The sequence below is a fragment of the Micromonospora sp. ZG13 genome, assembly GCF_059359355.1.
In genome coordinates, this window is sequence record NZ_JCADBQ010000009.1 from 85,295 (window position 1) to 104,657 (window position 19,363).

Here is a 19,363-nt window from a genome sequence, read left to right on the forward strand (position 1 = left end):
GCGCTGCGTGACCCGACAGGAGGATCGAGATGCAGATAGAACGAGTGCCGCTGCCGGGCATCGGCGTCGGCTACACCGTGCACACCGAGGAAGGTCAGGTGCTCGGGATCGTCTGCCACCGTGGCGGCCGACGCGACGTCGTCGTCTACGCGCCCGGCGACCCGGACACCGTGGAACGGTCCGTGACCCTGAGCCCGGCGGAGGCACAGGAGGTGGCCGAGCTGCTGCATCCGATCGCCACGGTCGACCACGTCACCCACCTGGAGCGGCACCGGGAGGCGATCAGCGTCGCCGAGCTGCCCGTCACGGCCGCGTCGCCCTACGACGGGCGGACCCTGGCCGAGGCCGTCGCGCGTACCCACGGGGTCAGCGTCATCGCCGTCGTGCGCGACGGGCGGACGACCACCGCTCCGGGGCTCGGGCACGTCCTCGTCCACGGCGACGTCCTGGTCGTCGCCGGCGCCCAGCCGAGCATCGGCGCGCTGAGCCGCGCGCTGGTCCACACCGACACGTAGGCCGCGAGCAACCGACGCGGGACCGGCCGCCTCAGCCGCGCCGGCGGGCCCGGGCCGCCCAGATGGCGTACGCGGGGTCGCGGTCGAGGTTGTGCCGGTCGCGGTCGTAGCGGCGGGTGGTGCGCGGGTCGGCGTGGCCCATCGCGTCCTGCACGTCCTCCAGGGGCACCCCCTCGGCACGGGCGGTGGTGGCGAACGCGTGCCGCAGCGAGTGCGGCGACAGCCTCGCCCACGCCGCGATGCCGGCCGTGCGGGCCAGCCGGCGCACCAGCCGGAACATGGCGTGCCGGTCCAGCCGGGCCCCGCTGGCGGTGACCAGCAGCGGGCCCGTCAGCTCGTGCACCGCCACGCCCTGCGCGGCGGCCCGCTGGGCCAGGTACGCGTCGAGGGCGTACGCGGTGCCGGGGGTCAGGGCGCGCCGGCGCAACTTGCCGCCCTTGCCGACGAACCGCACGCTGCGGTGGCCCCGCTCCGCGCCGAGGTCGGCCAGGTCGAGCGAGACCAGCTCGCCCACCCGCAGCCCGAGGTCGGCCAGCAACGCGACCGCGGCCCGGTTGCGGGCGGCGGTCGGCCCGGTGTCGGCCTCGGCGGCGGCGAGCAGCGCGTCGACCTCCTCGGGGGTGAGGCCGACCGTCGCGGAGTGGTCCCGGTCGATGCGGGGGCGGTCGGCCCCGGCGACCGGGTTGGCCTCTACGGCGCGCAGCTTGACCAGGAAGTCGTACCAGCTCGACAGGGCGGAGAGCCGGCGGGCGACGGTGGCCGGGGTCAGCGGCTTGCCGGTACGCGCGCCGAGGGTGGCCTCCAGGGCCCGGGCGTACTCGTTGACGTGCAGGAAGTTCGCGTGCAGCGGGTCCAGCTCGCGGGCGGCGCACCAGGCGAGCCAGCCGGCGACGTCGCGCCGGTACGCGTCGCGGGTGTGCTCGGACAGCCGCCGGTTGCGCAGCCACGCCTCGGTGAAGTCGACGGGTCCCCCGGGCAGGGCCAGCGGGGTGGGCCGGCTTGGCCGCGCCGGAGCGTTCGGGGAGAACATGTGAAAAAGGTTCTCAGCTTCGGGTTGGGAACGGGAGGAGGCGCGCCCTACGCGATCGTAGCCACCGCCGGTTGCTCGACGAGGCGCCGGTCGGTCAGCCGCCACCGCCGGTCGACCCCGACCGCCTCGGCGAACCAGGCGTCGTGGCTGACCATCACCAGGGTGCCCCGGAACTGCCGCAGCGCCTCCTCCACCACGTCGAGGGCGTCGAAGTCGAGGTAGTTCGTCGGCTCGTCGAGCAGCAGCACCTCGGCCGGGCTGTTCACCAGCACCGCGAGCAGCAGTCGACGCAGCTCACCGGCGGAGAGCACCCGCAGCGGCGCGTCCCACTGCTCCGGGCCGAACAGGTGGGCGTCGAGCAGCCGTTCGGCGTCGTCGACGTACACCGGCACCCGGGAGCGGAAGAAGTCGCGCACGCTCACGTCGGTACGCAGCGCGTCGTGGGTCTGCGGCAGCACAGCGACCGGTCCGGCGGCGACGACCTCGCCCCCGGCGGGGTGGTCCTCGCCCGCGAGGACCCGCAGCAGGCTGGTCTTTCCGGTGCCGTTCGCGCCGGTGAGCAGGATCCGCTCGCCCGCGCGGACGCTCACATCGACGCGGTCGAGCAGCACCCGGTCGGCCACGCGCAGCGTCAGGTCCCGCGAGCGCAGCACCTCGCGCCCGCCGGTGGACTCCTGCGGAAACGCCAGCGTCAGCGGCGGGCGGGTGCGGGGCTCGGCCAGCCAGCGGATCGAGTCCATCTGCCGGCGCAGCCGCCGCTCGCGGGCCTTGGCCTTCTTCGCCACCTTCTTGGCGTAGCGGCGCTGCTGGTCGGCGCCGAGGCCGCTGCGCACGGACTCCTCGACCCCGCGGGCCTGTTGCTTGGTGCGGTCGATGTCGGCCAGCCAGCGCCGGTGGTCCTTCTGCTGGGCCTCGTAGTCCAGCAGTAGCCGCTGCCAGCGGCGGGTCTTCTCCGCCCGGTAGTCGGTGTAGCCGCCGGTGTAGGTCTGCGGCGTCTCGTGGATGCCGTCCAGCTCGACGATCCGGGTCACCGTACGGTCCAGCAACGCCCGGTCGTGGCTGACGAGCAGCACCGCGCCGGGAAAGGCCGCCAGCCAGTCGCCGAGCCAGCCGATGCCGTCGGCGTCGAGGTGGTTGGTCGGCTCGTCGAGCACCAGCAGGTCCGGGGCGTGCAGCAGCACCCGGGCGAGGGTGAGCCGGGCCTGCTCGCCCCCGCTGATGCGGCGCAGCGGGGTGTCGTCGTGCAGGTGGTCGATGTCGAGTCGCTGGCGGACCTCCGTCAGCCGGGCCTGCGCCCGCCAGCCGTCGAGCGTCGCCCACCGCTCCTGCGCGTCGCCGTACGCGGCGAGCACCGTGTCGTCGCCGTCGGCCATCCGTCGTTCCAGCTCACGCAGCCGCGCGGCCAGCGGATGCAGCTCGCCGAGACCGGCGACGAGGAACTGCCCGACGGTGGCGTCCGGGTCCGGCACCTGCTGGGCGAAGTAGCCGACCCGTAGGCCGGGGGCCAGGGCCACGTGCCCGCCGGACGGCGGCTCCTCGCCGATGAGCACCCGCAACAGGGTGGACTTGCCCACCCCGTTCGGGCCCACGAGACCGACCCGGTCGCCGGCGTTGAGGACCAGCTCGACGTCGGTGAACAGCGGCTCGGTGTCGTAGTGCTTGCTGACGGACACGACCTTCAACATGGGTGATCCTCCGCGGGACGACGGGCGGGGCCGTCGACGCCCGGGTGGGCGGACGGCCGGGGCCGGCGGCGGCGGGGCGCTGCCCTGCCGCGTCCTGCGGGATCACATCGTCGGTCGGCTCCTGGCGGCTCGGCTGCACGGATCGTCGTCGAGTCTGGCACGGGCCCCGGACGCCCGCCATCGGTTTACCCGCCGCAGCGGAAACACGACGGGGGCGGGCGGCCGCACCGGCCGTCCCGCCCCTTGTCCGCCAAGATCAGGCGTTGATCTCCTTGCGACCGTTGCCGTTGGCCGTGGCCGTCACGGTCACCCGGCGGGGCTTCGCCCGCTCCGCGACGGGGATCCGCAGGGTCAGCACACCGTTGTCGTAGCCGGCCTCCAGCTTGTCGGTGTCGAGGGTGTCGCCGAGGAACAGCCGTCGGGTGAAGGTGCCCATCGGGCGTTCGGCGGCGACGAGCTCGACGTTCTCGCCGGCCGGCCGGCGACGCTCGGCGCGTACGGTCAGCACGTTGCGCTCGACGGTGCAGTCGATGCTGTCCGGGTCGACGCCGGGCAGGTCGAACGCCGCGTAGAACCAGTCGCCGTCGCGGTAGGCGTCCAGGGGCATGACCGCGGGGCGCGCGGCGGTGCCGAAGAACTGCTCGGTGATCCGGTCGATCTCACGGAACGGGTCGGTACGCATCAGCATGGTCCTGCCTCCTCGGTTCTCCTGGCCGAAGGTCCGTCTAGTTGAGCCGAGTCGACTCAACTTCCTCTTCAGTATTTAGCGCGTCACGGCCGTGTCGTCAACTCAGCACCTTCTCGAACCAGTGCTCGGCGTAGACGCCGTCGTTGTACGCCGGGATCTCCCGGTAGCCGTGCCGGGCGTACAGGGCGCGGGCCTCCACCAGGTCGCCCCGGGTGTCCAGGCGGATCCGGTCGGCCCCGGCGGCCCGGGCCCGCGACGCCACGGCGGCGAGCAGGGCCGCACCGCCCCCGTGACGGCGGTGCGCGGGCCGCACGTACACCCGGGTCAGCTCCGCCCAGCCCGGCCGGAACCGCAGCCCGGCGCAGCCGGCGGGAGCGCCGTCGCGGTACGCGACGAGCAGGATCCCCGTGGGTGCGGCCAGGTCGTCGCTCGGGTCCTCTGCCATCGCCGCCGCGACCTCGCCCGGCCTGGCCGGACGGCCGTGGTAGCGGCGGACCATCTCCTCGAAGTACGCCTCGAGCAGGGCCCTGGCCTCGGGCCGGTCGGGACGCGTCGGCACCGACGCCCAGTCTGTCGCGGTCACCTCAACCGCCGATGCGCCAGTAGACGCCCCGCTCCCGGGCCAGCAACTGCTCGTCGATCAGGTACCGGCGCAGCGTCACGTGGTCGGAGCCGCCGCCCTCGCACCAGCGCCGCAGCACCTCGTCCACCTCGCGCTCCGGGTAGCGCACCCCCGGCTCGAAGGACCTCGCCAGGTGCGCCAGCACCACCCGCCGCCGGCCGCGCTGCGCCGGCAGACCGGTCAGCGTGTCGCCGCGCACGAAGGTGCGCAGCACCCGGTCCGTCAGATCGTCGGCCGGGCGGGGCGCCGACGGCGTACGGGCCGCCTCCCGCAGCCGGTCGGCGTCCACCCGCAGGTCGCCGTCGCCGCCGGTCACCAGGCCCGCGTCGACGAGCCGACGGATCGCGGTGAGCACCTGCCGCGCCGGCAGACCCGTCCGGTCGACCACCGCCGGGGCGTCGGCGCCGCCCAACACGATCGCCGCGAACACCCGTCGCCGTACGTCGTCGGCGAGTGCCCCCGCCAGAGCCTGCGCTGTCATGCCGGCCACCCTGCCAGCCGGCGTACGCGCGCCGCACGTCATTTCCGCCCGCGTGGCCCGGTCACCGACGGATCAACCCACGGGCCCGGGCGACGGCGACGGCGGCGGTACGCGAGTCGACGCCGAGCTTGCCGTAGACGTGCACCAAATGCGTCTTGACCGTGGCCTGGCTCAGGTGCAGCCGCCGGCTGATCTGCTGGTTGGACAGGCCGTCGGCGACGAGTTGCAGCACCTCCGTCTCGCGGCGGCTCAGCGCGGTGCCCGGGGCACGCACCCGACCCATCAGGCGGCGGGCGACGGCAGGGGCGAGGGCGGAACGACCGGCGGCGGCGGCGCGCACGGCCGCGGCGAGTTCCTCGGGCGGGGCGTCCTTGAGCAGGTAACCGATCGCGCCGGCTTCCACGGCGGCGAGGATGTCGGCATCGGTGTCGTAGGTGGTCAGCACCAGCACGACAGGGCCGCCGGGGCGGGCGGTGATGGCGGCGGTCGCGTCGGCGCCGTCCATCCCCGCGCCGAAGCGCAGATCCATGAGCACCACGTCGACCCGCTCCCCCTCGGCGAGCGCGACGGCCTGCTCCGCGGTCGCGGCCTCGGCGGCCACCTCGAAGTCCGGCTCGGTGGCCAGGACGGCGCGCAGCCCGGCACGCACGACCGGATGGTCGTCGGCCAGCAACAGGCGGATCCGACCGCTCACGAGCCCGCCGCCTCGGTGCCCGGACGCGCGAGGCCGACAGCCAGCCGGGCGCCGCACCCGGGCGCCGACTCCACGACCAGACTGCCGCCCAGTTCCTCGGCCCGGGCCCGCATCGCGGCCAGCCCGAACCCGCCGTCGCCGCCCGGCCGGTCGTCGGCCGCGCCCACGTCGAAGCCGCACCCGTCGTCGACCACGTCGAGCACGACGTCGCGCCCGCCGTAGCGCAGCGTCACGTCGGCGCGCCTGGCCCCGGCATGGCGCACGGTGTTGGCCAACGCGGACTGCGCGATCCGCAGCAGCGCCACCTCGTGGCCGGTGGGCAGACGCACCGCCGTCCCGTCGACACGCAGGCGTACGGCCAGCCCGGACGCGGCGGCGGTCGCGTCGCACAGCCGCCGCAGCGCCGCCGGCAGCGTAGCGCCGTCGAGGCCCGGCGGGGCCAGGGCGCGCACGAACCGACGCGCCTCGACCAGGTTGTCCTGCGCCGTGCGGCGGGCCTGCTCGACGTGGCCCGCCGCGACGTCGAGCCGGTCGGGGAACCCGCGCTGGGCGGCACGCAGCAGCAGCTGGATGCTCGACAACCCCTGGGCGAGGGTGTCGTGGATCTCGCGGGCCAGGCGTTCCCGCTCGGCGAGGACCCCGGCGGCGTGCTCGGCGGCGGCCAGCTCGGCGCGGGTGGCCCTCAGCTGCTCGATCAGCCGCCGGCGGCGCTCGCTCTCCCGGTACAACGCCTGGTAGCCGAGGACCGTACCCACCGACACCGCGGCGCCGATGGCCGGACCGATCACCGCGCCCGGCGTGAGCGCCCCCTGGTGGCCGGCGACACCGGCGACCGCCGCCACGGTCGTCGCCGCCACCGCCACGATCCCCCAGCGCACGGGCAGCAGGTGCAGGTGCAGCAGGAACAGCGGGAACGCGAACCACACCCCGTCCGGGGTCAGGGCCAGCAGCGCCAGCCACCCGCCGGTCAGCACCGCCAGCCAGGCCAGCGCGGCAGGTCGGGACCGGCGCACCAGCGGCAGCGCCACCCCGACGGCGTAGACGACGGCCAGCGCCACGGCTGCGGCGAGCACGGCGGCACGCCGCGGGCCCGGCCCGGTGACGGCCCGCACGGCGGCCACCGCGAGAAGGAGCCCGACCAGCAGGTGCAGGCAGACGCGCAGCACCCGCAGCGGCCGAGCGAGCGATTCCGGGTTCACGATGCCTCCAGGCTAGGACGCCGACGGTCGCCGCCATCAACCAAAAGGTTGATCCCGACGTACGCAGTTCGACGCCCCGAACCCGATCGGCGGCGCGATGGCGTCGGCCGCCATCCGGACGACGGTTGGTGCCGGGCCGCCACCGCGGCTTCAGGCACCTACCGGAAGGCTGATGCGATCGTGTTCGTCGCGTGGAGAGATCTACGGTTCGCCAAGGGCCGCTTCGCCCTCATGGGAACGGTCGTGACGCTGATGACGCTGCTGGTGGTCCTGCTGTCCGGGCTGACCGCCGGCCTGGGACGCGGCAGCACCTCGGCGATCACCGACCTGCCCGCCGACCACCTGGTGTTCTCCGCCCCGGCCGACGGGCAGAAGCTCTCGTTCACGGAGTCCACCGTCAGCCGCGAGCAGTGGCTGCGCTGGCAGGACGTGCCGGGGGTGAGCGCCGCCGCGCCCCTCGGCATCGCCACCACCCGCGTCGACGCGGGCGAACGCAGCGCCGCGCTGTCCGTGTTCGGCGTCCCGCCCGGCTCGGGCCTGGCACCCGCCACCCTCGCCACCGGACGGGCCGTGCTGTCGCGCGGCGCGGCCGACGCGCTGCACGCCCGACCCGGACAGACCGTGTCCGTCGGCGCGCACCGGCTGACCGTCGCCGCGGTGGCCGGCGACGCCTCCCACAGCCACACCCCGGTGATCTGGACCGACCTGCACGACTGGCAGGCCCTGGCGCCCGGCGCCGACGGCGACGCCGCGACGGTCGTCGCGCTGCGCACCACCCGCGACGCCGACCTGGCCGCCGCCGACCGAGAGCTGCGCACCCGTACGGTCACCCGCACGGAGGCGCTGTCCGCGATCGGCTCCTACACCGCCGAGAACGGGTCGCTGCAACTGATGCGCGGGATGCTGTTCGGGATCTCCGCCCTGGTCGTCGGCGCGTTCTTCACCGTGTGGACCATCCAGCGCGCCCCCGACGTCGCCGTACTGAAGGCGCTCGGCGCCACCACCGGCCACCTGCTGCGCGACGCCCTCGGGCAGGCCTTGGTGCTGCTGCTCGCCGGCACCGCCGCCGGCACCGCGCTCGCGGTCGCGCTCGGCGCCGCGGCGGCCGGCACGGTGCCGTTCGCGCTCACCGCCGGATCGGTGCTGTTCCCGGCCGCCGTGACGATCGCGCTCGGCGCGGCCGGCGCCGCCCTGTCCATCCGCCGCATCACCTCCGTCGACCCGCTGATCGCGCTGGGGAGCGCCCGATGAGCCTCGCACTCGCCGACGTCACGCTGACCTACCCCGACGGCGACGCCCGGCTGACCGCGCTCGACGGGGTCAGCCTGCGCGTGCCGGCGGGCACCACCACCGCCGTCATCGGCCCCTCCGGCTCCGGCAAGTCGAGCCTGCTGGCGGTGGCCGCCACCCTGATCACCCCCGACTCGGGAACGGTGCTCGTCGCCGGCACCGACACCGCGGGGCTCGGCCGCGCTGGCACGACCGCGCTGCGGCGGGAGAAGATCGGAATCGTCTTCCAGCAACCCAACCTCATCGCCTCGCTGACCGCCGCCGAACAGTTGCAGGTGATCGCCCACCTCGCCGGCGGTTCCCGCCGCGCCGGCCGCGCCCGCGCCGCGGAGCTGCTGGCGGCGGTGGGGCTCACCGGCCAGGCCTACCGTCGCCCGCACCAGCTCTCCGGCGGGCAGCGACAGCGGGTCAACATCGCCCGCGCCCTCATGAACGATCCGGCGGTGCTGCTGGTCGACGAACCCACCAGCGCGCTGGACCACGAGCGGGGCGCGGCGATCGTCGAGCTGGTCACCGACCTCACCCGCCAGCGCGGCACCGCCACCGTCCTGGTCACCCACGACCGGGAGCACCTGCACCGCGTCGACGCGGTCGCCGAGATGATCGACGGCCGGCTGCGCCTGCCGGCCCCGGCCTGAACGCCCGGACGGCGCCCGCCCCGCAGGTCCGGCGCTGCGCGGCGCCGCCCGGTGCGGCAGAGTGACACCGACGGCCGGCGAGCGAGGAAGGGCGGTTTTCGCGTGGAGGGTCCGACCGGGGTGGTGTTCCCGAAGACCGACGCGGGACGCAGTACGTCCGTGCTCGGCCGGGCGGTCGTCGCCGACGCCCTGCGCGCCGTCGACCCGGTCGGCGCGCGCTCGGCGGAGCACGAGACGAACTGGCGCCACGGCTACCTCGGGCACTTCCGACGGCTCGTCGAAGCCGGGCTGCTCTCCCGCGACGCCGCGGTGACGATCGCCCGCGACGGGCTCGCCGCACTGCACCGCCGGATGAGCGTGGTGCACGCCGACGGCACCGAGACCGGCCTCCGCGAGGTGTTCGACGCGCCCACCGTGGCCGAGCCGCTGCGCACGGCCACCGTCGCCGGCACCGGTGCGGTCGAGCGCGAGTTGTCCCTGCCGTACCGGGGCCAACGGCTGCGCGGCGACGACCTGCGCCGCCGGCTCGACGCGTGGGTGGGCGCCGGCGTCGTCGAACCGTCCTGCGCCGAGGCGGTACGCGCCGTCATGGCGAACCCGGACTGGCTCGACCTGCGCGACCAGCGCGTCGTGGTGCTCGGCGCCGGTGCCGAGATGGGCCCGCTGCCGTCCCTGCTGCGCTGGGGCGGCGACGTCGTCGCGGTCGACCTGCCGCGCCCGGACATCTGGCGGCGCCTGCTGCACACGACGCGCCGCTCCGGCGGCCGGCTCCGCCTGCCCGTCCCCGCCGGCACCGACACCGACGACGGCACGCTGGCCGAGCACGCCGGCGCCGACCTGCTGCACCACCTCCCGCAGGTCACCGACTGGCTGCTCGGCGTCGACGGCCGGCTCGTGCTGGGCAACTACGTCTACGCCGACGGCGCGACCAACGTCCGCCTCGCCACGGCGGTCGACGCCCTCACCCTGCGTCTACAGCAGCGCCGCGACGACGTGGCGCTCGCGTTCCTGGCCACCCCCACCGACGTCTTCGCCGTTCCCGGCGACGCCGTGCGCCACGCCGAACGGGGCTACGCGGCGCGCGGCGTCGTCCGCCGGTCGCTGCGGGTCGCCTCCGGCGGCAGGCTCCTGCACCGCAACTACCCACCGGACGCCGACCCCGGGATCAACGACAGCCTCGTGCCGCAGCAGGGCCCCAACTACGCGCTGGCGAAACGCCTTCAGCGGTGGCGGGCGACGGTGGCCCGGGACGCGGGGACGACCGTGTCGTTCACCGTCGCCCCGCCCACCCGCACCCGCTCGGTGCTGCGAAACCGCGCGCTGGCCGCCGCGTACGCCGGCGCACACCGCTTCGGCATCGAGGTGTTCGACCCGGCGACCAGCAACACGCTGATGGCCGCGCTGCTGGTGCACCACCTGCGTACGGGCGGCCCGACGCTGGCGCACCCGTGGCAGGACGAGGCGTACGGCGCGGCGCACGGCGGACTGTGGCGGGTGCCGTACGCTCCGCGCAGCGCCCTGGGCCTCGCCGTCCTGCTCGGCCTCGGCGGCGCGCGGACCTGACCACCTGAGGTGAAACTCGACCTCGCCGGGTTCGGTGCAGGACCCGACCGGTCTGGTGGGCAAGTTGCTGTCCACGGCGCTGGCGATGGTGGCCGAGTCACGAGGCCGACCTGGCGCGGTCGCGCACCCGCGAGGGGATGAAGGTGGCCAACGCCAAGGGTCGCCTGCGGGGCTGAACCCGAGGCGGGAGGCTCACCTGGTGGCGTCGCACGCCGCGGGGGAGCACACTGGCGCCGAACTGGCGGAGCTGTTCGGCGGGGCCCGGTCGACGGCGTACCGGGCGGTCCAGGGAGCGGCGTCCGCGTGATACGGCCGGGCCCGCGGCACCATGATCCGCCCGAGAGCGGATCATGGTGTGGTGGATTCGACCTGGGCACAGCTGGCGGTGGGGCTGCTCGCGGTCGTGGCGGTCTTCGTCGCGGTAGGGCTGGGCGTGGCGCTGTTGGCCTGGACTCCCCTGACCGGCCGTGATGCGAAGGCGGACGGCTGGTGGCGGACGGCGGGGCGGCGCCTGCGCGACGGTGTGCGCCGGCTGGCCGCCCTCGTGGTGGCCGGGATACGTCGGGCTCGCGTGCCGACGGCGATAACCGCGTGGTTGTCCGATGCGGTGCGGCATCCGGCTCGGCTGGTGGGGCTGGGCTTCGCAGCGGCGGTGCTGGCTGGTTCGGCGTTGCTGCTGCTGCCGTTGGCCACCGAGAGCGGCCGCAGCGCCCCGCTGATGACGGCGGTGTTCACCGCGACGTCGGCGGTATGTGTGACCGGGTTGGTGATCGAGGACACCGGCACCTTCTGGTCCGGGTTCGGCGAGGCGGTGATCCTGGTCCTGATCCAGATCGGCGGGTTCGGGATCATGACCCTTGCTTCGTTGCTCGGCCTGCTGGTGGCCCGCCGGCTGCGGATACGGCTGCAACTCGGCACCCAGGCCGAGACGAAGGCGCTGGGCGTGGGTGAGGTCCGCCGGGTCGTGCTGGGCGTCGTGCGGGTGAGTCTCCTCGTGGAGGCGGTCGTGGCGGCGGTGCTGGCCTGGCGGTTCGCTGAGGGCTACGGCCACACCACGGGCCGGGCGGTGTACCTGGGGGTGTTCCATGCGATCTCGGCGTTCAACAACGCAGGCTTCGGCCTGTACCCGGACAGCCTCATGCAGTTCGTCGACGACCCGCTGATCTGCCTGCCCATCGCCGCTGCGGTGATCATCGGCGGATTGGGCTTTCCGGTGCTGTTCGAGTTGCGCCGGGGGCTGCGTACGCCGGGCCGCTGGTCGATCCACACCAAGATCACCGTGGGTATGACGGTCGGGCTGCTCGCCGGCGGCTGGGTGGCGATCAGCGTCACGGAGTGGTCGAACCCCGGCACGCTCGGTGGTCTCGGGCCGGGCGGCAAGCTGCTCGCCGGGTTCGTCACCGCGGTGATGCCGCGCACCGCCGGGTTCAACAGCCTCAACGTCGCCGAGTTCAATGACGTCACCCTGCTCATCCACGACGCACTGATGTTCATCGGCGGGGGCAGCGCCGGCACCGCCGGCGGCATCAAGGTGACCACGTTCGCGCTGCTGGGTTTCGTCATCCTCGCCGAGATCCGCGGCGAGCCCAGCGTCCACGCCCTCGGCCGCCGGCTTCCCGCCGGTGTGCAGCGCCAGGCGCTGACCATCGCGCTGCTCAGCATCGCCGCCGTCGCCGCGTCCACCGTCGCCCTGCTGGCGCTGACTCCGTTCCGGCTCGACCAGGTGCTGTTCGAGGTGACCTCGGCGTTCGCCACGGTCGGGCTGTCCACCGGCATCACCGCGCAGGTCGGCACCGCGGGGCATGTCATCCTGACCATGCTGATGTTCATCGGCCGCCTGGGGCCGATCACCGCGGCGACCGCCCTGGCGCTGCGTGAGCGGACCCGCCGTTACGAACTACCCGAGGAGCGACCGATCGTTGGCTAGGAAACCTGCTACCAGTAACCGCATCGCCGTGCTCGGCCTCGGTCGTTTCGGCGGCTCCATGGCGCTCGAGCTCATCCGCCAGGGTTGGGAGGTCATCGGCGTCGATGCCGACCCGACGGTGGTGCAGACCTACGCCGATCAGCTCACCCACGCCGCTGTCGCGAACACCACCGACGAGGTCGCGCTGCGCCAGCTCGGCGTACACGAGATGGCTCACGCTGTGGTCGGCATCGGCACCGAGCTCGAAGCTGGCATCCTCACCACCGGCCTGCTGGCCGACCTCGGCGTGCCGAACATCTGGGCCAAGGCCGTCAACCGCCAGCACGCCCGCATCCTGGAGCGCGTCGGCGCCCACCATGTCGTGCTGCCGGAGCACGAGATGGGCGAACGCGTCGCCCATCTCGTCACCGGGCACATCCTCAACTTCATCGAGTTCGAGGACGACTACGCCATCGTCAAGACCCGCGCCCCCGAGGAAACGTTCGACAAGACCCTCGCCGACGCCGCCTTACGCTCGAAGCACGGCATCACCGTGGTGTCCATCAAGCGGCCAGGTGAGGGTTTCACCTACGCCACCGCCGACACCGTCGTCTATGCCGGCGACATCCTCATCGTCGCGGGCAAGACCCGTCAGGTCGAAGCGTTCGCCAGCCTCAGCTGACCATCGCTGGGTCTGGCCACCTGCACGCGACGATGCCGCATCGACTGTGACTCCCGTCAGTCGAGCGGTTCCGGATCCTCTTCCCCGCCGGCGGTGTCTTCGGCGTTGAGGGCCAGAGCCTCACGCAGCCAACCCCACTCGTCGGGATGAAGCACGACGGTGGTCCACCGACAGATCGCGGCTGCGATCGTCGGGAGTGCCTAGATTTCCGGGTTCGACCGGTGCTGAAGGCGCCAAGCCACCCGCCGGCGCGGGCACTTCCCCACCGGGCAGGGCCGATGAAGGTCCTCCACCTCGTTCGTCCCGCAGAAACGCCGAGGGCGACCCCCGCCCGACCATAACAGTCATTATGGTGCGCAGCCGATTCGCCCCTTTCGTCCACCCTTATTACTGGATTATCATTATCGGTAATCCGATAATTGGTTGAGGCCGCGCGCCGCCCTGCTGGGTCTGCGGGCGTGACCCGCCTCACGCATGTCACAACGCCCGGTCGCCCGGTGTCTTCAGGTCGAAGGCCCCGCAAGCGAAGGAGACACCATGACCGGCAACACCGATGTCGTCGTGATCGGCGGCGGATACGCCGGCGTCATGGCGGCCAACCGCCTGACGCAGCGCGCCGACGTGCGCGTGACCCTGATCAACCCGCGCCCGACCTTCGTCGAGCGGGTCCGCCTGCACCAACTGGTGGGCGGGTCCGACGACGCGGTCGTCGACTACACCGACGTCCTGGCCGAGCGCGTACGGCTGGTCGTCGACACCGCGACCCGGATCGACGCCGCCGAGCGCCGCGTGCGCCTGGCGACCGGCGGCACGCTCGGCTACGACTACCTGATCTACGCCGTGGGCAGCGGCAGCGCCGACCCGGACGTACCCGGAGCCGCCGAGTTCGCGTACCCGATCGCGAGCCTGGAGGACGCGCGGCGGGTGCGGCCTATCCTCGACGCCACCCCCGACTCGGCCCCCGTCACCGTGGTCGGCGCGGGCCCGTCGGGCATCGAGACCGCCGCCGAACTGGCGGAGACGGGCCGCGCCGTCACCCTGGTCTGCGGCGGGGTGCTCGGCCCGTACCTGCATCCTCGTGGCCGACGCGCGGTGGCCCGGCGGCTGGCGAAGCTCGGCGTCACCGTGCTCGAAGGCCCCGACGCGACGGTGACGGCGGTGGCCCGCGACGCCGTGCGGCTCAGTGGCGGTCGCGAGCTACCCAGCGCGGTCACCATCTGGACCGCCGGCTTCGGCGTGCCGGACCTGGCCGGCCGCAGCGGGCTGAGCACCGACGCCCTGGGTCGCCTGCGCACCGACGAGACGCTGACCAGCGTGGACGATGCGCACATCGTCGCGGCCGGAGACTCGGCGGCGCCGTCGGATCTGCCGTTCCGGATGGGCTGCCAGTCGGCGATGCAGCTCGGACCGCAGGCCGCCGAGACGGTGCTCAGCCGGATCGCGGGCCGGCAACCCGCGCCGGTCGCGGTGGGTTTCGCCGGCCAGTGCATCAGCCTGGGGCGGCGCGCCGCCGTCTTCCAGTTCGCCCGCCGCAACGACGCCGCCGTGAGGTTCCACCTCGGCGGCCGGCCGGGCGCGAGGCTCAAGGAACTCGTGTGCAGGAGCATCGTCTGGCAGCTGTCGTACGAGGCGCGCAAGCCCGGCGCGCGCGCCTGGTGGATCAGCGACGGCACGCGCCAGCACCTGCTCCGGGCCAGGCGGGGCGAGGCGCCGACCACCGCAGGACAGCCGGTCTGACCAGGCGTCGGTGGTCCGGCCCCGGCCGCTCGTGCGGCGGCGCATCCACAACGGGGGGAGCCGCCGCACGAGGGCGGTCATCGGCGGGCCCGCGAGGTGGTTTCCCCCAGCGCGAGGCCCGCGCGGCCCTGAAGGCGTTCCGACGCGCGCTCGAAACCCGCAACGTGCGCGACCTTCTGGCCGTCCTCGCCCCGCAGGTCGTCCTGGTGGGCGACGGCGGGGGCATCAGGCAGGCGGCGCTGCGGCCGATCGTCACCGCCGACAAGGTGGCCCGCTTCATCGTCGGCGGCCTCGGCAAGACCGACGGTGTCCTCACCGGCGATCTGACCGTGGTCGACGGCAGCCCGGCACTGCTGGTACGCCTGAACGGCGAGATCGACGGCGTCATGGCGATCCGCGTCGAGGCCACCGGCATCACGGGCCTGTACTACGTCCGCAACCCGGAGAAGCTGACCCGCCTCGGCACAGAGACGCCGCTGACCCTGCGATGAGCTCCGGCGGCGCGACACCTCGGACGGTCAGGTGCCGCGCTGGTCGAGCGAGCCGTCGGGCCCAGGCGACGGCGAAGCGGCGCGGAGAGCTCGGCGATCGGCTGGTCCCTACCGGCCTTTGTGGACGCTCGGGTCACCCTTCGGCCGATGGCCGCCGCGCCGCGGGCGCGTAGCGTACGGTGTCGAAGCGGTGACCCCGGACCAGTCAGCGTCGATAGGAGCACCATGATCGCGGAGACGGTGGAATGCGCCTACTGCGGACAGCCGAAGTCGGATCGGGTGCGCAAGTGCCCACACTGCGGCAACGGCTGACGATCCGCTACCGCACCCGCACCTGCATGACCTGCCCCTCGGGATCGGTGCGCACCTCGAACGGGCGCTGATCGGCGATCCCCTCCGCCGACCATGACCTGTCCACCAGTTGCACCACCTGCAACACCTCGATCGTCGCGTACCCGACCGAGGTGAGGTGACCCGCGATCGCCGTGGCGATGCTGGCGGCCGTCGGGGAGGAACGCCTCGCCAGGAAACCACGTGCGCGCAGCTGAAGCGCCACGGCCTTCAGCACGTCGTAGGTGAAGTTCCCGGTCACACCGGCCAGGACGGCGTCGCGGAGGAAGTCGGTGACGTCAAGAGTGTGGGCCGCGTCCGACAGTTCATCTTCGGCAACGCCGTCCAGCACCAGGGAGGAACCGTCGTCCAGGGACACGAGCAGTTGCGTCATGCACACATGCTGGCAGACCCGCGCACCATGATCGTAGGAAGGATCGCGTGGAGGGTTACCCCGGACGCGGGCGCGTGTGGTGGCTCGGTTTCTGGCAGACCGCCGAGTACGCCCACTGGTGGCTCAGCGCGGACGTACGCCTGCTCGACAGCGCCGGCCCGCTGGCCGTGGGCTCGGTCGCCCTCGACCGGCTGGCCGCGCCACTGGCCGCCCTCTCGGCCTCGCTGCCGGGCCTCGTCGCGAAGGAACGGGCAGCACTCGCCGACGTCGACCGCCGCATCGCGGAGGCACGTCCCCAGCACGACGACCCCGCGTCGACGGCTTCCGCCATCGCCAGGCGCATAGAACTCCTCGGCGAACGGGTCGCTGTGCTCAACGGTGCCGCCCGTCGATCCTGGACCGGCGCGATGGTCGACCCGGCCGCCAACCTCGCCCTGTTCCGCGAACTGGGCAGCGTCCTGCTTCCGGAGGAGCTTCGCGATCGGATCCGGACAGCGGACGCACACGACACGACGCTCGTCGTGGCGCCGGGTCCCGGCCTGTCGAGCGTGCCGTGGGAGCTTCTCGTCATCGACGACGAGCACGACGTCCGGCTCATCGAACGCGCGAACGTCCTCGGTGGAATCAGCCCGGCCATGCTGGTCAACCTGGCCAGACCGGCGGCACCCTGGACTGGCGACGGTCCGGCCGTACGGGTCGTCGATCCCACTACGGCCGGGAGCCGGAACGGCGGCGGGCGCATCTACCCCGACGGGGTGCCCGAGGCGTGGCACCGCCGCAGCGGCGACACGGACGCGCTGCTCGGCGCGGGTGCGACGGTGGGCTGCTCGCCCTCGGAGCTGGCCGCGGCCCTCCAGTCGCAGGCGTGGTCCCGGCTGGTGTTCGTCGGCCACGCCTCGGCCACGGACCCGGCGATGCCGACCTCCGCCGGCCTGGAGTTGGCCGTCGACGGGGAGACCGGGTACTCGCGGCTCACCGCCGGGCAGTGGCTGAGGGAACCCGCGCGGTGGCCCGCCCCACGCCGGGTCGGCTTCGTCGCCTGCCAGTCCGACGACGCCGGGTACACCGAGCAGATCGGTCTCACCCTCGCGGCGATGAATGCGGGTGCGCGCACCGTGATCGCCACCCGTTGGAGCCTGCCGAGCGACGGCTCGGAGCGCCTCGTGGCCGGCGGGGCGCCGATCGGCTCGGCCACGACCGCGCTCGCGCTGGCCGTCGATGCGGCGCTGGAGACGAGCGATCCCGTCGGGGCCATCGGCGAGTGGCAGCGTGACCGGCTGAGCTGCTGGCGGTCCGCCAGTGGCGACGCCGCACGCCGCCTGCACGCCCCGTTGGTGTGGTCGGCGTTGGTGACCTACGACATTCCGGACGCGGCGGTCCGGACGATCCCAGGGGTCGACCACCCCACGCAGCGACGCCTCGATTCCGGGTCACCACGTCCCGACGTCCCCCGGTGGCAACCGGGCGATGACGCCGCCGAGGTGGCGGAGAACAGGTTGGCAGCCGGCGTGGCGGCGTTCGGCCGCGCCGACTGGCCCGAGGCGCGCGAGCACTATCTCGTAGCCCTGGCCGCCTTCGCCGCCCGCAAAGACCTGAAGGGCGTCGCCGACGCCACGACCAACGTCGGCAACGCGGCGTATTTCATGGGCGACCTGGAGGAGGCTGCCGACCGGTACCACACGGCCCTGGCCCTGTACCGGGATCTCGACCTCGATCGGCAGGCGGCCGTGGTCGGGCAGAACCTGGGCAACGTGTCGTTTCAGCGCGGCGAACTCGATGTCGCCGCGCAACAGTACCGGGAGGCCGCCGACGCCCTGCTCAGGGGCGGGTTTCGTCGGCACGCGGCGGACACGCTGGTGAACCTGGGTGCGGTGCTGATCGAACTGGGTCGCCCGCGCCCCGCCCTCGAACACCTCGATCAGGCAGGGGACCTGTACCGAGAGACGTGCGACGAAGGCGAACTGGGCGGCAAGCTCGCCGAACTCGACCAGAACACGGCGTTGGCGCTGGCCGGGGTGAAGTCCTTCGAGCGTGCCCGCGCCCATCTGCTCTCCGCCCTGCGGCACTGGCAGACCGACGATCCGTCGCCGGAGCGGGCCGCGCGCATCAACCACAACCTGGGTCTCGTGGCGTTCCGCGCGGGCAACCTGCCGGAGGCGCAGCTCAGGTACTCCCGCGCCCTGGAGCATTTCCACGCGGTGGGCAACGAGCACGAGGCGGCCGACGCCAGGCTCGGCCTGGGAACCGTCGCCCGCAACCGGGGCGACGTGGGCGAGGCCCGGGCGAACTTTCGGCAGGCGCAGGAGCACTACCGCAGAACGGGGCAGTGGCTGGCCTACGCCCAGGCCTCGTTCAACGAGGGGCTGACCTATCCGAGCGACAGCGGCCATAGATTCGACCTGCTGGCAGGCGCATGGGCGGCGATGCAGTCGATGTCGTGGCGGCTCTCGCACGTCAGCGAGCGGGCCGGCTGGCGCGCCGCCCTCGACCACGCCAACGACGAGGTTCTGGAGTCCGCTCGCCGTAGTGGACGCACGCGTCAGTTCGTCGAGCTGCTCGAGTCGTTGCGGATAGCCGGCACGCTGCGCCGCGCCGCGCCGACACGACTGCCTCCGGCGCACCCGTCAGAAGTCGACCGGGACGCCCCGTTCGTCGAACCACTACCGTCGATGACGCTCTCCGCCGGACCGCTCACGCCCTGGGCGCCGTCGTCAGCCGCCGACGAGGCGCCCTGCGACGCGCCACCGTGGATCGACTGCGGCTGGCCACCCACCCTGGTCGACGTCGTGGCGCGCGCCGAGGAGATCATCGCCGTCGCCGGGGCGACGACGCCTCCCCTACGCCGGGGGACGGTGTCGCTGATCCCGCTGCTGCACCGACATCCGCCTGCCGACCAGTGACGACCGCCAGTTCCCGGACGGCCCCGGTACGCGATCCAACCAGACCACGGAGGTGGCTCACCCCATGTTCCCACTCGAGCTGGCGCGCCAGGCCAAGGGCACGCCTGTGGAGACCCTGCACAAACTCGTCGGGGCGGCAGGTCTCGTGATCACCGTGCAGGGTCCCGGCGAACTCGGCGAGATCGTCGGCGACGTCGTTGCGGCGGCACCCCGCCTCGCCGAGGACCACGAGGTCAGAGCCGACGGCCTGATCATGAGTCGGGTGGGGCTCTACCGCGTCTTCTGGGGCGCGCTGAAGTGGCCCGGCGGGAGTTTGGCCATTCTGGTCCCGCTTTCGCTGCACGACGGACAGGACGTCAGCGAGTGGACCCGGCACTTCATGAACGAGGTGCTCGACCCGGTCCGGGGCCTGTCGCGGCAGGGCTACTCCGTCGGCGGGGGCGGCAACGGAATGGTGACCGAACGGGACTTCTGTCACGCCTTCACGCAGGCTCACACCTAAGGCGTGTTTCATAAAC

Annotated in this window: 19 protein-coding genes; 11 read left to right on the forward strand and 8 right to left on the reverse strand. The window is 73.4% G+C overall.

The genetic code is table 11. From position 1 onward, the window contains the following. Positions 1-29: 29 nt before the first annotated feature. The gene (locus tag AC5L34_RS19535) at positions 30-515 is read left to right on the forward strand and encodes a cation:proton antiporter regulatory subunit (RefSeq protein ID WP_441177985.1); all 486 of its coding nucleotides are present in this window, start codon (positions 30-32) and stop codon (positions 513-515) included. 31 nt (positions 516-546) lie between these two features. On the opposite strand, the gene AC5L34_RS19540 is transcribed toward AC5L34_RS19535, so the two are convergent. From AC5L34_RS19540 to AC5L34_RS19570, 7 genes are all read right to left on the reverse strand, one after another. After that, positions 547-1,545: a tyrosine-type recombinase/integrase gene (locus AC5L34_RS19540; protein ID WP_441177986.1), complete on the reverse strand. Its 999-nt coding sequence runs from the start codon at positions 1,543-1,545 to the stop codon at positions 547-549. Between the two features lie 47 nt (positions 1,546-1,592). Beyond that, positions 1,593-3,230, reverse strand: a complete 1,638-nt coding sequence (gene abc-f, locus AC5L34_RS19545; RefSeq protein ID WP_441177987.1) for a ribosomal protection-like ABC-F family protein — start codon at positions 3,228-3,230, stop codon at positions 1,593-1,595. Positions 3,231-3,486: 256 nt separating this feature from the next. After that, complete coding sequence (locus tag AC5L34_RS19550; protein WP_089000369.1) at positions 3,487-3,918, reverse strand: Hsp20/alpha crystallin family protein; 432 nt, start codon at positions 3,916-3,918, stop codon at positions 3,487-3,489. A 97-nt stretch (positions 3,919-4,015) separates the two neighbouring features. After that, positions 4,016-4,477: a GNAT family N-acetyltransferase gene (locus AC5L34_RS19555; RefSeq protein ID WP_441177988.1), complete on the reverse strand. Its 462-nt coding sequence runs from the start codon at positions 4,475-4,477 to the stop codon at positions 4,016-4,018. Between the two features lie 25 nt (positions 4,478-4,502). Beyond that, positions 4,503-5,021: a DUF2087 domain-containing protein gene (locus AC5L34_RS19560; protein ID WP_441177989.1), complete on the reverse strand. Its 519-nt coding sequence runs from the start codon at positions 5,019-5,021 to the stop codon at positions 4,503-4,505. Positions 5,022-5,082: 61 nt separating this feature from the next. Further along, the gene (locus tag AC5L34_RS19565) at positions 5,083-5,715 is read right to left on the reverse strand and encodes a response regulator (RefSeq protein ID WP_441177990.1); all 633 of its coding nucleotides are present in this window, start codon (positions 5,713-5,715) and stop codon (positions 5,083-5,085) included. Then, entirely contained in the window at positions 5,712-6,914 is a 1,203-nt protein-coding gene (locus AC5L34_RS19570) for a sensor histidine kinase (RefSeq protein WP_494826299.1), read from the reverse strand. Before AC5L34_RS19570 ends, AC5L34_RS19565 begins: the two co-directional genes overlap by 4 nt. Positions 6,915-7,166: 252 nt before the next feature. Here AC5L34_RS19570 and AC5L34_RS19575 point away from each other — a divergent pair, with 252 nt between their 5' ends. The 8 genes from AC5L34_RS19575 to AC5L34_RS19610 all read left to right on the forward strand — a co-directional run bounded on the left by AC5L34_RS19575 (position 7,167) and on the right by AC5L34_RS19610 (position 15,533). Beyond that, a complete protein-coding gene (locus AC5L34_RS19575; protein WP_441178000.1) occupies positions 7,167-8,165 on the forward strand; it encodes an ABC transporter permease in 999 nt (332 codons plus the stop codon). Continuing rightward, on the forward strand, positions 8,162-8,842 hold the full coding sequence (locus AC5L34_RS19580) for an ABC transporter ATP-binding protein (protein ID WP_441177992.1): 681 nt from the start codon (positions 8,162-8,164) through the stop codon (positions 8,840-8,842). The genes AC5L34_RS19575 and AC5L34_RS19580 overlap by 4 nt, the downstream gene beginning before the upstream one ends. A 102-nt stretch (positions 8,843-8,944) precedes the next feature. Beyond that, on the forward strand, positions 8,945-10,405 hold the full coding sequence (locus AC5L34_RS19585; RefSeq protein ID WP_441177993.1) for a hypothetical protein: 1,461 nt from the start codon (positions 8,945-8,947) through the stop codon (positions 10,403-10,405). Positions 10,406-11,000: 595 nt separating this feature from the next. Further along, positions 11,001-12,332: a TrkH family potassium uptake protein gene (locus AC5L34_RS19590; protein ID WP_441178001.1), complete on the forward strand. Its 1,332-nt coding sequence runs from the start codon at positions 11,001-11,003 to the stop codon at positions 12,330-12,332. Positions 12,333-12,360: 28 nt separating this feature from the next. Then, the gene (locus tag AC5L34_RS19595; RefSeq protein ID WP_441177994.1) at positions 12,361-12,993 is read left to right on the forward strand and encodes a potassium channel family protein; all 633 of its coding nucleotides are present in this window, start codon (positions 12,361-12,363) and stop codon (positions 12,991-12,993) included. 537 nt (positions 12,994-13,530) lie between these two features. Then, on the forward strand, positions 13,531-14,730 hold the full coding sequence (locus AC5L34_RS19600) for an NAD(P)/FAD-dependent oxidoreductase (protein ID WP_494826302.1): 1,200 nt from the start codon (positions 13,531-13,533) through the stop codon (positions 14,728-14,730). A gap of 164 nt (positions 14,731-14,894) precedes the next feature. Further along, positions 14,895-15,221, forward strand: a complete 327-nt coding sequence (locus tag AC5L34_RS19605) for a hypothetical protein (protein ID WP_494826304.1) — start codon at positions 14,895-14,897, stop codon at positions 15,219-15,221. A gap of 225 nt (positions 15,222-15,446) precedes the next feature. After that, positions 15,447-15,533: a zinc ribbon domain-containing protein gene (locus AC5L34_RS19610; protein ID WP_350823378.1), complete on the forward strand. Its 87-nt coding sequence runs from the start codon at positions 15,447-15,449 to the stop codon at positions 15,531-15,533. 7 nt (positions 15,534-15,540) lie between these two features. Here AC5L34_RS19610 and AC5L34_RS19615 read toward each other — a convergent pair whose 3' ends face one another. Next, positions 15,541-15,945, reverse strand: a complete 405-nt coding sequence (locus tag AC5L34_RS19615) for a hypothetical protein (RefSeq protein ID WP_494826306.1) — start codon at positions 15,943-15,945, stop codon at positions 15,541-15,543. A 47-nt stretch (positions 15,946-15,992) separates the two neighbouring features. Between AC5L34_RS19615 and AC5L34_RS19620 the strand changes: the two genes are divergently transcribed. Together AC5L34_RS19620 and AC5L34_RS19625 are read left to right on the forward strand one after the other, a co-directional pair. Then, positions 15,993-18,845, forward strand: coding sequence for a CHAT domain-containing tetratricopeptide repeat protein (locus AC5L34_RS19620; protein WP_494826308.1), 2,853 nt, complete (start codon positions 15,993-15,995; stop codon positions 18,843-18,845). Between the two features lie 64 nt (positions 18,846-18,909). Further along, positions 18,910-19,347: a hypothetical protein gene (locus tag AC5L34_RS19625; RefSeq protein WP_494826310.1), complete on the forward strand. Its 438-nt coding sequence runs from the start codon at positions 18,910-18,912 to the stop codon at positions 19,345-19,347. Positions 19,348-19,363: the final 16 nt, after the last annotated feature.